We start from the raw sequence: 15,601 nt of genomic DNA on the forward strand, positions 1-15,601 counted from the left end.
TCGTCCGTCCCGCTGCCGACCCTACGCGTGACCGATCGGTAGGAGCACGGGCGGCAGGGCCGACGGCGGCCCCGAACACACCCTCGCCGGTCGGACGGACGGGCGGCCGACGTAGCCTGGGGCCGGCGACCCGACCCCCGAAGGAGCACCGTGGCCATCGCAGAGACCGTCGGCGGCCGGCCCCCGTGGCGGCTCCTGCTCGACTACGTACGGCCGCACGGCAGGTCCCTGCTGGTGGGTGCGGTGCTCTCGCTCGTCACCGGCGCGACCGGGCTCCTGCTGCCCCTGGTGGCAAGGAAGTTGATCGACGATCTGGGCCACGACCGCTCCATATCCGGGGCGTTGTTCGCGCTGACCGCGCTGGTGGTGGCCAACTCGGCGGTGGGAGCGCTGGGTTCGTACGTGCTGCGGCGCACCGCCGAGTCGGTGGTGCTGGGGGCACGGCGGGCGCTGTCCTCGTATCTGCTGCGGCTGCGGATCACCGCCGTCGACCGGAGCGAGCCCGGCGACCTCATGGCCCGCATCACCTCCGACACCACGCTGCTGCGCGAGGTGACCACCGACTCGCTGGTGGGCCTCGGTACCGGCGGGCTCACCCTGGCCGCCACGGTCGTGATGATGGGCCTGGTGGACCCGGTGCTGCTCGGGGTCACCCTGGCCGTGATCGTGTGCGCGGGCACGGTGCTGGGTGTGATCGTGCCGCGGATCAACCGCGCGAGCCGCCGGGCCCAGGACGCGGTCGGCGTGATGGGGGCCTCGCTGGAGCGGGTGCTCGGCGCGCTGCGCACGGTGAAGGCGTCGGGCGCCGAGCACCGCGAGGAGGCGACGCTGCACGCGGCGGCCGAGGAGTCCTGGCGGCAGAGCGTGCGCGCCGCCAAGTGGTCGGCCGCCGCGGGCAACACGGCCGGGCTGGCGATGCAGACCGCGTTCATCACCGTCCTCGCGGTGGGCGGGGCACGGGTCGCGACGGGCGCGATCGAGATAGGCACGCTCGTGGCGTTCCTGCTGTACGTCTTCTATCTGATGTCGCCGATCCAGCAGGTCGTCGGCGCGATCACCCAGTACCAGACGGGTTCGGCGGCCCTGAGCCGCATCCAGGAGGCGCTGCGGCTGCCCGCCGAGCCGGTGTCCCGGCCCGGGGAGCTCTCCGCGCCCGCCGCCGGACCCGCCTCGTTGGACTTCACCGACGTCCGGTTCCGGTACGCCGACGACCTGCCGTACGTCCACCACGGGGTGACGTTCAGCGTGCCGGCCCGGGGCATGACGGCGTTCGTGGGCCCTTCGGGCGCGGGCAAGACGACCGTGTTCTCGCTGATCGAGCGGTTCTACGACCCAGAGTCGGGCACCATCGCCCTCGACGGCCGCGACCTCACGGACTGGGAGCTGTCCCGGCTGCGCTCGAGCCTCGGGTACGTCGAGCAGGACGCGCCCGTGCTGTCGGGCTCGCTGCGCGACAATCTGCTGCTGGGGAACCCGTCGGCGGACGACGACACCGTGCGGGACGTGCTGAAGACGACCCGTCTGGAGGACCTGGTCGAACGGCTGCCGCAGGGGCTGGACACGCTGGTCGGGCACCGCGGGACGAAGCTGTCCGGCGGAGAGCGGCAGCGGGTGGCGATCGCCCGCGCGCTGCTGCGCCGCCCGAGGCTCCTGCTGCTCGACGAGGCGACCTCCCAGCTGGACGCGGTGAACGAGGCGGCGCTGCGCGACACCGTCGCCGACGTCGCGCGGACCACCACGGTCCTGGTCGTCGCGCACCGGTTGTCGACGGTGACGATGGCGGACCGGATCGTCGTCATGGACGCCGGGCGGGTCCGTGCGGTGGGCACGCACCGTGAGCTCGTGGCGGGCGATCCGCTGTACGCCGAGCTGGCGGCCACCCAGTTCCTGGCGACGACGGACTGACGGGGCCGGACACGGGTGGGGACCGTCCGGACGTCCGGACGGCCCCCGTGGCGGGAGAGGCGGGCCGCTCAGCCCTGGATGCCGGGCAGCAGCCCGGTGACGGGGGCGACGAGGTCGGTGACCTGGTGCAGCTCGTTCAGCCGGTCGAGCTGGCTCACCTTGTTCAGTTCGCCCAGCTGCCGGGAGACCGGCGGCAGTTCGGCCCGGTGTTCGGCGGGGATCTGGGCGGCGACGAGCGAGTCCAGCGCCGTCATCGGGTTGAGCTGGCCGGCGGCCGGGGCGTCGGCCGCGTTCGCCATGGGCGCCGCGAGGCCGGTGATTCCGGCGGCGAGGGCGGCGAGAGCGGCGATGCGTCGAGTGGAGATCATGCCCTCAGCAACGGCCCGGGGCGCCTCGCGGACACGGGTGGGCGGCGGCGCTCACCCGACAGGCGGAGGAGACCTCCTGCGCTTGCCGAGCCCGGTCCGCCGGAGGAGTCTCGAAGGTGAGGGTCGGGCGGCCCGACCTCCCCTCGGCCGCGGCCCTCGGAGGAGGTCACCATGAGCACCGCGGCAGGCTCCGCCTTCGACACCGAGACCCTGCGCAGAGGCATAGAAGGACAGACCGCGTCGACCTTGCTTTCGCTCTATGCCGACGACGCGGAGATCCACGTCGTCGACCACAACTCCCAGCCCAGCAGGCCCACGGTGCTGCACGGCCGGGACGAGATCGGCAGGATGCTCGACGACGTCTACAGCCGGGACATGACCCACAAGCTGGAGGAGTGCATCGTCCAGGGCGACCGCGCCGCCTTCAGCGAGTCCTGCCGGTACACGGACGGCATGCGCGTCCTCTCGGAGTCGATGCTCACGCTCCGGGACGGCAAGATCGTCGAGCAGACCATGATCCAGGCATGGGACGAATAGGAAGGAAGACCGCAGGGGTCCAGGTCACCTCCCGGCTGACCTGGACCTTCTCGGTGCACGCCGTCCGGGGCCGGTCCCGTCCGGCCCGCACCCCGCTGCCGGTGCCGGTCACCGCGGCGGGCCGGCGGGTCTCCTTCGCCCTGCTGCGGACGGCACTGCGGGCGGTACGGTCCCGCCCGCTCCTCCCGGCGCCGTCCGCCGCACCGGCACGCAGCGTCCGAGGACACCGCCGCCGGCGGCGGTGAGCCCCGCCGGGGAGGCCGGAACCCGACCAGGGTCGGGCTCCGGCCCGGGGGGGTCAGGTCAGGGTCCACCTCTGGTTGTCGGCGGTGCCGCAGGTCCACAGCACGATCGGGGTGCGGTTGGCCGTGCCCGCGCCGTTCGCGTCGAGGCAGAGGCCCGCGTTGACGTTGGTGACCGTGCCGTCGGCGTTGACGTTCCATTTCTGGTTGTTCTGGCCGTTGCAGTCCCAGATCACGACCTTGGTGCCGTTGGTGGTGCCGAGGTTGTAGGCGTCCAGGCACTTGTTCCCGTAGACCACGAGTTCCTTGCGGGAGGTGTACGTCCAGGCCTGGTTGGAGCCGCCGTTGCAGTCCCACAGCTCGGCCTGGGTGCCGTTGGTGAGGGTGCTGTCGAACATGTCGAGGCAGCGGCCGGACTGCTTGCCGACGACGAGGGCGCCGTCGGTGCCGGCCAGCGGTCTCACCGTGATGTCGGCGAGGGCCGGGGCTCCCGTGAAGGTGAGGGTGTTGGCCGAGCCCTTCGACAGGGCCACCTGGAGGGTGACCGTGCCCTGCGCGGAGCCCGTCGGCGGGAACGAGACCGTCGTGGCCGTCTGTCCGTTGACCTTGAGGGTCGCGGTACGGGCGGTGGCGGCGGTGTTGGTGTAGGCGACGTCGACGACCTTCAGGCCGGTGCTGCCCGCGACCACGCCGGAGAAGGCCGACGTGCCGGTGTAGGTGCTGCCCGACGCCTCGGTGCCGCCGGTGACGGTGAGCATGACCGAGCCGCCCGCGGGGACGCTCGCGGTGTAACCCGTGGCGTACGTCCCGACGTCGGCGCGGGCCCACAGGTCACGGACGGTGGCGGAGGCGCCGGTCAGCCCCAGGTCGGACCAGCGGACGGTGATGTTCTGCGCGGCGGAGGTGCGGTTGAGCAGGACGACGGCGCGCTTGCCGCTGCCGGCGAGGACCTTGCCGTAGACCTGCGCCCCGGCGGTGTCCTCGGCGACCTTGACGCCCTGGAGGCCGCGCGCGTCCTGGTCGACGGCTATGACCTCGGGGTTCTTGAGGATGTTCGCCGTCTCCGCCGTCATCGTGGTCAGGTCGTTGCCGGCGAGGAGCGGGGCGCCCGAGACGGCCCAGAGGTTCATGTGCGTGCGGTTCTGCGCGGCGGTGAAGCCGTCCATGCCGACCATCAGCATGTCCGGGTCGTTGTAGTACCCGGTGTGCTGGGCGGTGGGGTGCAGGCCCTGGTCGAAGTTGGACAGCAGGTTCGTCATCGACGGCTTGTTGCCGTAGTAGATGATGTCGGTGCTGGTCCGGAACATGGGGGCGAGCCCGGGGGCCCAGTTCCAGGTGTTCCGGTAGCCCCAGTTGCACAGGGAGAGGGTGAGCGGGCGGCCGGTGGCGGCCGCGGCCCTGCCGACGGCGGCGCTGATCGCGGTGTACGTCGTCGCCGCGTCGAGGCCCTCCGCGTCGCCGCCGCACCAGTCGACCTTCACGAAGTCGAAGCCCCACCGGGAGAACTGGAGCATGTCCTGGTCGTAGTGGCCCTCGCTGCCGCTGCCCGGGGCGGCGGGACGGCCGGTCGGGTAGTAGTAGCCGCAGCCGTCCTTGCCCGCGTCGGTGTAGATCCCGGCCTTGAGGCCCTTGGCGTGGATGTAGTCGGCGATGGCGCTCATGCCGCCCGGCCACTCGGACCCGTCGACGGTGATGTTGCCGGCGCTGTCTCGGGTGCCCTGCCACCAGCCTTCGTCGATGTTGACGTACTGGTATCCGGCCGCCGGCAGACCCGCGGCGACGAACGCGTCGACCTGCTTCTCGATGACGCTGTGGTCGATCTTCGCGGCGAAGCTGTTCCAGGAGGCCCAGCCCATCGGGGCGGTGGGGACGGCGATCTGCCGCGAGGTCGCGGCCCGGGCGGTTTCGGGCTGGGCGAACAGCAGGGCGGCGGTGACCGTCAGCAGCAGGGCGAGGGCCCGGGCGGCGACGGATCCGCGCCGGCGGGCGGCACACGTGGGGGGCGGGGGAAACATACGGCGGCTCCAGCTTCGGGGGCACTCGTCTGGGATTCGACATATCGAACGAGGGTCGGCTAACCGAACGTTGCGCGCCGAAAGTAGAACCGGCGACAGGTGAAGTCAACGGCTGCGACAGAAGTGATGTGACCGGTCTCAAGAATGAACTGGCGCCATTCGAGCGGTCCTTCACCCATGCGCCGCCGCCCCGCGGCCATACTGTCCGTCGTGCGAGTGGCGATCATGACGGCGGGATCCCGGGGTGACGTGGCCCCCTTCACGGGTGTGGGCCACGCGCTCGCGCGTGCGGGACACCAGGTCACCCTGGTCACCCACGCGCGGTTCGCACCGCTGGTGACCGGCTCGGGCGTGGGGTTCCACGCGCTGCCGGTCGACCCGCGGGCGGAGCTGGAGTCCGAGCGGGGCCGCGGGCTGCACCGCAGCAGCACCGGCCCCGGCAAGCTGCTGCGGGTGGGCCGGATGGCGCGGGCGCTGGTGGGCCGGATGACCGACGACCTGGTGGCCGCCGCCCGGGAGAGCGACGCCCTGCTGCTGTCCGCCTCCGTGGCCCCGCTGGGGCACGCCATCGCCGAGGGGCTGTCCCTGCCCAGCCTCGACCTCTATCTGCAACCCGTCGACCCCACAAGGGAGTTCGCTCCACCGCTGCTGGGCGGCGGCTCCTGGGGAGCGGTGGGCAACCGGCTCGCCGGGCACGGGGTCGCCAGGGGGGTCGAGCGGATCTTCGCGCCCGTCGTGCCCTCCGTACGGGCCCGGCTCGGGCTGCCCGCCGTCCGCCGGCCCGCCACCGGTCCCCGGGCCCTGCGAGGACGGCAGCGGGTCCTGCACGGCTTCAGCCCGCTGGTGGTTCCCCGGCCCCGGGACTGGCCGCCCGGGCTGGACGTCACCGGGTACTGGTGGCCGTACGACCGCGCGCCCCGCCTCCCCGCCGCCCTGGACGAGTTCCTCTGCGCGGGGCCGCCACCGGTCTTCGTCGGCCTGGGCAGCGCGACCGTGCCGGACCCGCGGAGGCTGAGCGCCGACATCGTACGGGCGCTGCGGCGGGCGGGGCTGCGCGGGGTCGTCCAGCGCGGCTGGGCGGGTCTCACGGCCGACGGCGACGACATGCTGACCGTCGACGACGTCCCGCACTCTCCCTGCTGTTCCCGAGGACCGCGGCAGTCGTCCATCACTGCGGCGCGGGCACGACGGCGGCGGGCGTACGGGCCGGTGTCCCCGCCGTACCGGTACCGATCCAGTTCGACGAGGGCTTCTGGGCGGACCGCCTGGTCGGCCTCGGAGTGGCCCCCGCGATGGTCCCCCTGCGCCGTCTGACGGCGGACACCCTCACCGAGGCACTCCTGCGGGCCACCCGCGACCCCGGCCACCGTGAACGCGCCCGCGCCCTGGGCGCCCGGATCCGCGAGGAGGACGGGACGGCACGCGTGGTGGACGCCGTGGGGCACCTGGAGCCGGGCGGTGCGCCTCACTCGGCGTAGTGCCGACAGGTCCGTCGCGCCGTCTCGACGATCTCCGGGAGGTCGGGCGGGGACACCGGGGGCAGGCCCCACGCCGTCCTGGTGTCGTCCAGGAGGCGGCGCGCGCTGTGCGGCGAGAGGGAGAGTTCGCCGCGCACGACGGCCAACCGGTCGAGGCTCCCCTCCGGCCGGTGCACCTGGGCCTGCGTACGGCGGCGCTCGAACCCCGGCACCGCGAAGACATCGAGCAGGGTGACGCAGAAGTACGCGTAGGCCGCGGCCTCTTCGAGGCGCTCCAGGACGTCGGCGGGCAGGTCCGCCCTCAGTCCGGCGGCGCCGGGGCCGTCCGCCCAGCGTGCGAACCGGCCGATGTGCAACCGCATGCGGTCGAGTTCGCACAGGCAGTCGGCGTGCAGGAACTCCGCCAGCCGCCTCGTCGCCCCGAACACCACGTCCGTGCTGCGGGAGGGCAGGGCGCCCTGCTTGATCCCGTTCCTGAAGGCGTCGACCGTCTCCCGCATGGCGCGCGTGACGAGCCAGGCCGCGATGTTGCGCAGTTCGACCTCGCCCTTGCTCTCCCGCAGCGACATCATCTCGCGCGCGTAGCGGATCAGATCGCGTGGCAGGCCGCCCGCCAGGGCGTGGGCGAGCGCCACGAACGGCTCCGGGACGCCCGGGGCACGCCGGCCGAGCACTGCCTTGGACTCCTCCCACGAGCAGGGCCACACGTGAACGACGTCGTCGAACGTGCTGTCCGCGACGTCCCGTCCGGGCAGTCCGCGCCGGACGAAGGACGCACCGACGTCCTCCGAGACCGAGATCACGACATGCACGCCGGTGACGCCCAGGACGGCCTTGACCTCGCCGAGGAACTCGAGCGCCTTGGCCGTGGACCCGAGACGGTCGACCTCGTCGATCGTGACCACCAGTCGCCGCTGCTGTGAGCGCAGTTCCTCCGCCACCTCGGCCAGGGTGTTCCGGAGCTGCTGGACGAGTTCGGGCATGGTCAGCGGCGACGCGGTGAACGAGGTGCCGTAGGTGGAACCCAGACCGAACAGCCCTCCTGCCGGGGCGCCGCTCGCGCCGTACGTCACGCTCTGCACGGTCTGGAGGCGGTACAGGTGGTCGCGGCAGCGGGCGGTCAGGCTCGACTCACGCGGCACGCGCTTCCAGCGGGACGCCTTGACGAGGGCGACCGCCGCGGCGAGCAGGGCCACGCGCTGCGACAGGTCCCATCCGAACGCCGCGTGCCGCAGACGGTCGTCGGTGAGCGCCCCCGCGACCGTGACGAGGAGGACGGCGGCCGCGGTGCGCGACCCGGACGCGCGCACGTCCTCCCAGAAGGGCGTCACCGCCTCCCGGACCGCGATGACCAGGAGTACGGTCATGACCGCCGTCGTCGGATAGAAGACCGAGGGCTCGTCGCGGCGCCAGTCCTCGAACCAGGCGACCACCGGCGCCGGGGACCAGACGGTGACGAGGACCAGCACCGCCAGCGAGCGGCCGGCCGCCGCCGGCAGCACTACGCGCAGGGCGAGGGCGAGGCCGGTGGACCGCAGCGGCCGGGCGTACTTCCAGACCAGCAGGCCGAGGACGACGGCCGACAGTGCCAGCAGGGGCCGTCTGCCGTCCAGGACCGCCGACACCACCTCCCTCAGCCGCTCCGCCCCCTCGCCCGCGGTCCCCGTGACCCCGCCGACGTGATGTTCGGCGAAGCCGCGCACGGCGGCGAAGAGGCCCACCGCGCACAGCGCGAGCGCCAACAGGCCGAAGAGGAGACGCCGGGCGCGGGCCCGGAAGGCCGCGCCGAGCCTGCGCAGCCCGGTGCGCAGCGGACTGAGGCGCCGGAACTCCGGGAACGAGTTGCCCCGGTCGACGAGGTGGCGCTGGCACAGCTCGACGAAGAGCGCGGTGAGGAACTCCAGCGGGGCGTAGGAAGCGGGCGCCTGGACCGCGACCCTGAGATCGTGCTCGTCGCCGCAGCGGGCGAGCAGCGTCGACTTCCCCGAGCCGCGCGGTCCGCACACGGCGATGGTGCCGTCGACCAGGGCGTCCAGCTTCCGGCGGACCTCCGCGGTGGCCTGGATGCCGACGAGATGGCGCTGGTCGCGGTGGGCCCTGAGCCCCTCGTACTCCGTGGTGACGAGGAGGCAGTCGGGATCCTCACCGAGGAGTTCCGAGACGACGTTGTGCACGACCGACGGCATGACGTCCTCCGCCATCACGCGGGTGAGCTCCGCGGCGGTGGACCGGACCGCCCGCAGCCGTGCGGCCCTGGCCGTCAGCGCGACGGCGCAGCCGAGCAGGGCCCGCACCCGGCCGCGGGACCGCGGCCGCCCGAGGGTCCAGCCCGCGGCGGCCAGCGTGGCGCCGAGCGCGAAGGGCCATCCGCCGTCGACGGCCGCCCGCAGGAGGACCGTCAACGTGCCGGACAGCACGGTCACGATGAGCGGCGGATCCCAGGCCGACCGGGGCAGCAGGCGCACGACGCGTTCCTCGGCCTCGTCCCGCCCCTCGCACGCCTTCTCGTACCGCCGCGAAGGCTCCTGGTACAGCGGCGCGCCGCGTACCCGGGCGACGTTCTCCGGCAGGCGCATCGCCCGGGCAGCGTCGCTCCGGAACGCGCCCGGGCGGCGGTCCAGCCGGCTCGCGACCGGGCCGGAGCTCAGGCACGCGTCGAGAGCGCGCGCGTAGGCCGCCCGCTCGCCGTCGTCCGCCAGGCCCGCCGCCCGCAGCTCCTCGTCCTCGTCCCCGTCGTGCCGCACCGTGCGCGCTCCCCCGTCGTTCTGCCCGGTACCGGATCAGGAGGGCTGCCATGGCCCTCCCTGCGGCCGCAGGATGCCCAGTAGCTGGCGTACCAGTTCGTCGACCACCTCGTCCAAGGTGGCGTCCACCCAGCCCGAACTCCAGTCGTGCAGAAGGCCGTTGACGCTGCCGATGAAGGCCGTCGCGGCGAGGCGGTAGTCGCGGGGGGCCGCCTCGCCGCGGGCGGCGGCCGCCGTGGCCTCGGCGCAGATGAGGTCGACCCAGCGGGCGCGGCGGGCCAGGCGCTGCTCCTCCAGACGGGGGCTCACCCCGACGATCTCCACGAAGGTGATGCGGATGCGGCGCGGGTCGGAGGTCACGTTGGCCGCGTAGGCGCGGAAGATGGCGGTGACCCGCTCCACGAGCGGTGTGCCGGCCGCGGCCGCGAAGGCCGCCAGGACCGCCTCCTCGGCCCAGTCGTTCACCTGGAGGTGCAGCGCCGCCAGGACGTCCTCCAGGGTGCGGAACTCCTCGTAGAACTGGCGGGTGGACAGGCCGGCGGCCTCGCTGAGCGAGGCGACCGTGGTGCCGCGGTAGCCGGGGGCGTCCCCGAACAGCCGCAGCGCCGCCGCCAGGAATCTCCCCCGACGCTCGGCCTGCCGCTGCTCGGCGGTCTTGCCGCCGTAGCGGCCGGTCGGCGCCCTGAGCCTGCCCGCCACTGGCCCTCCCTCGTCGCTGCGTGCTCCCCCGCCGCCAAGTTTGTCGTGCACGAGGTCTTGTGGCGAAGGGCACCCCTTCCTTACTTTCCAGTAAGTCAACTCTGAATGCACCCGTGTTCAGATTCGGGCGGGTCGTTCCGCCCTGCCCCCACACCTTCCGCCCAGAGGAGAGAGCAGCCATGCCTGCCTTCAGAACCAGGCACCTTTGCTCCGTAGCCGCCGCCCTCGTGCTGACCGTCACCGCCCCCGCGACCGCCGCCACCGCGGCCGGTGCCGCCACCGACGCCTCCGGTGCCGCGGCACTGCGCGAGGTGCTCTTCGTCGGCAACAACTGGGAGGGCACCGCGGACGTCATCAAGTCCAGCGGTGACTTCGCCAAGGTGGGCCGGATCAACGTGATCCCCGACAAGGCCGCCCGGATGGCGGAGATCAACGCCGACCCCATCAAGTGGATCTACTTCATGGCCATCCGCAACGGGGTGGGCGAGGGCCACGACCAGTTCGTCGACGACATGTACACCACGCCGGACGGCGCCTCGGTGGTCGTCTCCCGGCCGAGCTTCGCCGACGTCGTCTCCATCGACCTGGCCACCGGGAACATCAACTGGCGTTTCCCCGTGTCCGGTTACCGATCCGACCACATGGCCGTCTCACCCGACGGCAAGCGGGTCGCGGTCTCCGCCTCGATCTCGAACACCGTGCACGTCCTGGACATCCTCACCGGCAAGCAGCTGGGCTCGTTCAAGACCGGCGACAAGCCGCACGAGAACATCTTCACCAAGGACGGCAAGTACATCTACAACATGTCGATCGGTGACGTGAACACCTCGCAGGACGCCCCCTGGCAGGACTTCACCAAGGGCGACCGGCGCATCACCGTCGTCGACGCGACCACGTACAAGCAGGTCAAGATCATCGACATGCGGCAGCGGCTGGACGCGATCGGCCTCACGGACTACTCGGACGCCGTGCGCCCGGCGGTCTTCTCGCCCGACGAGTCCAAGCTGTACTTCCAGGTGTCGTTCTTCAACGGCTTCTTCGAGTACGACCTCGCCTCGGACCGCATCACGCGGACGAAGACCCTGCCGAAGAACCCGGCGACCAGCGACGACCGGACCACGTTCGTCAACGACTCGCGCCACCACGGGATCTCGATGGCCCCCGACGGCAGCAAGCTGTGTGTCGCGGGCACGATGGACGACTACGCGACGGTCGTCGACCGCGCCACCCTCCAGGAGGGTCCGCTGGTCAGCGCCTCCAAGCCCTACTGGGCCACGGTCAGCGGCGACGGCAAGGACTGCGTCATCTCCGAGAGCGGCGCCGACCAGGTCACGGCGATCGACTTCGCGACGGGGCAGAAGGTGGTGTCGGTTCCCGTGGGCGACCACCCGCAGCGCGTGCGGCTCGGCCATGTGGCGGCGAACTGGACGGGAGCCGGTAGCTGACGGCAGCGCGTCGCGGGTTCGCACCGCGTACGGCGAGGGGTGGGTGGCGGTGACCGCCACCCACCCCTCGGCCGTGCCCGGTCCGGTCAGCCGAGCTTCTGGGTCACCCACGTCGACAGCTCCGCGCGGGCCGCGGCCAGCAGGGTCGCGGACGGCGCGGCGGCCCCGTTGGTCACCAGGGCGTAGTGCAGGGTGCCCGTGTCCGGAGCCGCGAGCAGCAGACGCCGGCTGCCCGTGCCGCCCGGTTCGGGGGCCGCGGCGATCTTCGTGGCCGACGTGTACGCGGGCGGGGCGTACACCGTGCCGAGGTCGGAGACGACCGTCGTGGTGGCGGTGGGGAAGGAGGCCGGCAGGTGGAGTTCGGTGGGCGCCGTGCCGCCGTTCGAGCGCCACACCAGCAGTGCGTACTGGCCGGAGCCGACGAGCTGCCGGGTGCTGGGCAGGGAGCTGGGGACGGGGTTCCAGGTGAGGGTGGTGGAGCCGTCGCGGGAACGGTCCTCGTAGGTGAAGGCGAGGGTCGTGCCGGAGGTGGCGCTCGGGTAGACCCGGTCGAGCAGCCGGGCGTCCTGGCGGAGCGTCGCGGCGCCGCTGTCGTCGAGGCGCACGGCGGAGAGGTCCTCGTCGTTCCAGGCGTCGCCGGTGGTGAGCACCTTGTCGGCGTTACCGTTCATCAGCTCGTGGTGACGGCCGTTGTAGATGTCCCACTGCCACTGCGAGCCGGACAGGACCGGGCCGGAGGACGCCGGGGCCGTCCACCAGTCGGCGCCCTTCACCCGGGAGTCGAGGGCCTGGTACATCGCCTTCAGGACGGTGGGCGCCTTGCCCGCGGTGGAGCCGTTCAGCGGGTGGCCGAACTCGCTGACGATCACCGTCGTCCCGGTCGCGGCGGCGCGGTCGCGCACCGTGCCGAAGTCGGTCACGTACTGGCCGTCCGCCGCGTTGCCCCACATCAGGATGCCGGAGATGGCCTTCTGGTCGTAGAAGTGGGTGTTGAAGACGTAGCGGGAGCCGAGCGTGCCCGCGTCGAGGAGCCCGCCCTCCTCCTTGCTGACGTTGCCGTTCCAGAAGAGGTTCGGCTCCACCAGCGCGGGCTTGTCGGTCCAGCCGGCCGCGTCCATCCGGGCCCGGAACTTCACGTAGAAGGGCCACAGCAGGTCGCGTTCCCAGGTGCGGCTGTTCTGGCCGGAGTCGTAGCTGCCGGCGTAGGGCTCGTTGTAGGGGTCGAAGCCCAGGACGCCGGCGAACTGCTCGGCGGTGAGGTTCGCCTTGAGGTACGCCATGGTCTTCTGCGCGGTGACCAGGAAGGAGTCCTGGAGGCCGTGGTTGTTGTGCCAGAAGTCGTACTGGCCCGCCTTGACCGCGCCGTTCTGGGTGATGTTCTGCCCCCACACGAAGCAGATGCCGCAGGACTCCGCCGGGTAGCCGCCGAGCGCCACCGCCCACGCGGGCGCGCCGTCGCCGGTGTACCAGCTGCCCGAGTTGAACAGGTAGCGGGAGTAGAGGTCCTGGTGGAAGTCGGGGTAGACCCTGATGCCCGCGTCGAGGAAGGCCTGCATCTGCGCGGTGACGGAGGCCAGATAGGCGGTGTCGACCTGGCCCTTCACCGGTTCGGCGTAGGCCCAGGAGAGCAGGAAGCGGACGGAGTTGCCGCCGCCGAGGACGCGCAGCGCCGTCGCGGACTTCCTGGCGTCGGCGACGGAGGCGAAGGGCAGGCCCTTGTTCTCCGCGAGCTTGGTCTCGCCGGAGACGTTGTAACCGCGCAGGACGACCTCGCGGCCGGACGCGTCGACGAAGCGGCCGCCGGACACGGTCAGCGCCGTGCCGTCGAAGGGGAGGGAGTCGGGGAGCGTGGCGGCGCCGGCGGTCGGGGAGCCCGCCACCGTCAGGAAGCCGCAGAGTCCGCAGAGGACCACCAGAACAGCGAGCAGACGAGCCCGGATATTCCGCATGTCCACTACAATCCGGCGATTTCAGGACACCGTCAATACCTTCTGACCCGTGAGTAAGTTCATTCCCTGCCAACCCAGTTGGCAATCCACCGGACCGGCCGACCAGGCTCCCCGCGCGGGGCGGACCGGCGACCGGGGCGGCGGCGGATTACCGTGCAAGGAGGCGGCCGCTCCGGCCGTCACGGCCGGAAGGGGCCGATCGTGCGTGAGATCCTCCCCGTGCTGAACGGGTGGTACGCGGCCGGGGAGCCGTTCGGGCTGGCCACCGTGGTCGCCGTGGACGGCAGCGCGCCGCGCGGACCGGGCGCCGCGATGGCGGTGGGCCCGGACGGCGAGATCCTGGGCAGCGTCTCCGGCGGCTGCGTCGAGGGTGCGGTGTTCGAACTGGCCCGGGAGGCGGTGACGGCGGGCGAGGCCCGGCTGGAGACCTTCGGCCACGGCGACGACGACGCGTTCGCCGTCGGCCTGACCTGCGGAGGCGAGATCACCCTGCTGATCCGGCCCGTGACACCCCGCCTGGACCCTTCGTTCGGGGCGGTGGCCGAGTCGGTCGCGGCGGGCGAGCCGGTGACCGTGGCCCTGGTCACCGACGGCCCCGCGCCCCGCGGCGCCGCTCTCGCCGTATGGCCGGACCGGACCTCGGGCTCGCTGGGCTCGGACGGTCTGGACGCCGCCGTCACGGCCGACGCGCGCGGCGGGCTCGCCCTCGGCGTCACCGGCGTGCGGCGCTACGGGCCGGGCGGCCGGCGGCGGGAGGACTCCGTCGCCGTGTTCCTGCACTCCTTCGCGCCCCCGCCGCGCATGCTCGTGTTCGGCGCGATCGACTACGCGACCGCCGTGGCCCGGATCGGCGAGTTCCTGGGCTACCGGGTCACCGTGTGCGACGCCCGGCCGGCCTTCGCCACCGCGCGGCGCTTCCCGCCCGGCGCCGAGGTGATCGTGGAGTGGCCGCACCGGTATCTGCGCGGCACGCACACCGACGACCGCACGGTGATCTGCGTGCTGACCCACGACCCGAAGTTCGACGTACCGCTGCTGGAGGTGGCGCTGCGCGGGCCCGCCGCTTACATCGGGGCGATGGGCAGCCGCCGTACGCACGACGAGCGCCGGGCGCGACTGGCCGCGGCCGGACTCACCGACGGCGAGCTGGCCCGGCTGCGCTCCCCCGTCGGGCTGGACCTGGGCGCCCGCACGCCCGAGGAGGTCGCGGTGTCGGTGGCCGCCGAGATCGTCGCCCTGCGCTGGGGCGGCAGCGGGGCGCCGCTGACCACGACGGCGGGCGCCGTGCACCCGCCGGGGTGAGACCGGACGGCCGGGCCCGGACGGCTGGGTCCGGACGGAGAGCCCGCACCCCTCGAACGGATTCCGCAGAAAATACGTGAAGGGTGTGAGAAGGGTGCAAACCGGGTACGCGACGTGTACGGACAGGCAAGTACGTCCTCTGTCCTTCCCCTCGCGAAGGAAGGAGGTCCGTTGAAGGAACGCACACTCGCAAGTTCCGGGCCGCCTCCGACCGTCATGGCCGGGAGCGGCCCGGTTCTGCGTCGCGGTTCCTCCGGGCCCCCGTGCCGTTCCGTCACCCGCTCCCTCGTGCCGCGCCGCGGCGGTCAGCGCGGGGGCAGCCGGTGCAGGACCACGTCCGTGAGCCTGCCGTCGGCCGCGGTCGCGGTCAGGTAGGTGCAGTAGGGCTGGCGGCGGCGGTCGGTCGGGGAGCCGGGATTGAGCAGGCGCGGCCCGCCCGGGGCGGTGGTGTCCCACGGGATGTGACTGTGCCCGAAGACCAGGACGTCGAGGTCGGGGAAGCGTGCGGCGCACCGGGCCTCCCGGCCCTGGGCGGAGCCCGTCTCGTGCACGACGCCGAACCGCAGCCCGCCCAGTTCCGCGCGGGCGACCTCGGGCAGCCGGGCGCGCAGGGCGGGTCCGTCGTTGTTGCCGTACACGCCGAGGACCCGGCGGCTCCGGCTCTCCAGCAGGTCGAGGGTCTCCGTGTCGACCCAGTCCCCCGCGTGGATCACCACGTCCGCGAGCGGGAGCTCGTCGAGCAGCGGCCCGGGCAGTGCCTTGGCGCGCTTGGGGAGGTGGGTGTCGGCCATCATCAGAAGACGCACCGCGCCAGAGTACAAAACCCGGACCCGGGCGAATCCGGACAGGTGGGGCGCCGGTGGCGGGGTTAGCATCGGGCCGTGCGCACCCGCCGTCCCGCGCACGGCAAGTGATCC

The 15,601-nt window shown here is 72.7% G+C and carries 11 protein-coding genes and 1 pseudogene; 6 read left to right on the forward strand and 6 right to left on the reverse strand.

Features of this window, described 5'->3' with window-relative positions; genetic code table 11:
• Positions 1-150: 150 nt before the first annotated feature.
• Positions 151-1,905 carry an ABC transporter ATP-binding protein gene (locus tag Saso_RS26775; RefSeq protein WP_189924588.1) on the forward strand — a complete coding sequence of 585 codons (1,755 nt, stop codon included), beginning with the start codon at positions 151-153 and terminating at the stop codon, positions 1,903-1,905.
• A 68-nt stretch (positions 1,906-1,973) separates the two neighbouring features.
• On the opposite strand, the gene Saso_RS26780 is transcribed toward Saso_RS26775, so the two are convergent.
• A complete protein-coding gene (locus tag Saso_RS26780; RefSeq protein ID WP_189924586.1) occupies positions 1,974-2,273 on the reverse strand; it encodes a hypothetical protein in 300 nt (99 codons plus the stop codon).
• A 171-nt stretch (positions 2,274-2,444) separates the two neighbouring features.
• On the opposite strand from Saso_RS26780, the gene Saso_RS26785 reads away from it, so the two are divergent.
• Both Saso_RS26785 and Saso_RS26790 read left to right on the forward strand, forming a co-directional pair.
• Positions 2,445-2,810 (forward strand): nuclear transport factor 2 family protein, encoded by a 366-nt coding sequence (locus Saso_RS26785; RefSeq protein WP_189924584.1) that lies wholly within the window; start codon positions 2,445-2,447, stop codon positions 2,808-2,810.
• A complete protein-coding gene (locus tag Saso_RS26790) occupies positions 2,798-3,055 on the forward strand; it encodes a hypothetical protein (protein ID WP_189924583.1) in 258 nt (85 codons plus the stop codon). The genes Saso_RS26785 and Saso_RS26790 overlap by 13 nt, the downstream gene beginning before the upstream one ends.
• Before the next feature lie 53 nt (positions 3,056-3,108).
• Here the strand turns inward: Saso_RS26790 and Saso_RS26795 are convergent, their stop codons facing one another.
• Positions 3,109-5,067, reverse strand: coding sequence for a ricin-type beta-trefoil lectin domain protein (locus Saso_RS26795; protein ID WP_189924581.1), 1,959 nt, complete (start codon positions 5,065-5,067; stop codon positions 3,109-3,111).
• Between the two features lie 225 nt (positions 5,068-5,292).
• On the opposite strand from Saso_RS26795, the pseudogene Saso_RS26800 reads away from it, so the two are divergent.
• Positions 5,293-6,545 (forward strand): annotated as a pseudogene (locus Saso_RS26800) (glycosyltransferase).
• On the opposite strand, the gene Saso_RS26805 reads toward Saso_RS26800, so the two are convergent.
• Both Saso_RS26805 and Saso_RS26810 read right to left on the reverse strand, forming a co-directional pair.
• Entirely contained in the window at positions 6,533-9,289 is a 2,757-nt protein-coding gene (locus Saso_RS26805; RefSeq protein ID WP_189924579.1) for a P-loop NTPase fold protein, read from the reverse strand. The pseudogene Saso_RS26800 and the gene Saso_RS26805 sit on opposite strands and share 13 nt — an antisense overlap.
• Positions 9,290-9,325: 36 nt before the next feature.
• Positions 9,326-9,988 carry a TetR/AcrR family transcriptional regulator gene (locus Saso_RS26810; RefSeq protein ID WP_189924578.1) on the reverse strand — a complete coding sequence of 221 codons (663 nt, stop codon included), beginning with the start codon at positions 9,986-9,988 and terminating at the stop codon, positions 9,326-9,328.
• A gap of 179 nt (positions 9,989-10,167) precedes the next feature.
• Here Saso_RS26810 and Saso_RS26815 point away from each other — a divergent pair, with 179 nt between their 5' ends.
• Entirely contained in the window at positions 10,168-11,433 is a 1,266-nt protein-coding gene (locus Saso_RS26815) for a YncE family protein (RefSeq protein ID WP_189924576.1), read from the forward strand.
• 86 nt (positions 11,434-11,519) lie between these two features.
• Here Saso_RS26815 and Saso_RS26820 read toward each other — a convergent pair whose 3' ends face one another.
• Complete coding sequence (locus Saso_RS26820; RefSeq protein WP_189924574.1) at positions 11,520-13,382, reverse strand: cellulase family glycosylhydrolase; 1,863 nt, start codon at positions 13,380-13,382, stop codon at positions 11,520-11,522.
• 201 nt (positions 13,383-13,583) lie between these two features.
• Here Saso_RS26820 and Saso_RS26825 point away from each other — a divergent pair, with 201 nt between their 5' ends.
• Positions 13,584-14,684, forward strand: coding sequence for an XdhC family protein (locus Saso_RS26825; protein WP_189924572.1), 1,101 nt, complete (start codon positions 13,584-13,586; stop codon positions 14,682-14,684).
• 305 nt (positions 14,685-14,989) lie between these two features.
• Here the strand turns inward: Saso_RS26825 and Saso_RS26830 are convergent, their stop codons facing one another.
• Positions 14,990-15,490 carry a metallophosphoesterase family protein gene (locus Saso_RS26830; protein WP_189924570.1) on the reverse strand — a complete coding sequence of 167 codons (501 nt, stop codon included), beginning with the start codon at positions 15,488-15,490 and terminating at the stop codon, positions 14,990-14,992.
• Between the last annotated feature and the right edge of the window lie 111 nt (positions 15,491-15,601).

It is taken from the genome of Streptomyces asoensis (genome assembly GCF_016860545.1).
GTDB classification, from domain to species: Bacteria; Actinomycetota; Actinomycetes; order Streptomycetales; family Streptomycetaceae; genus Streptomyces; species Streptomyces asoensis.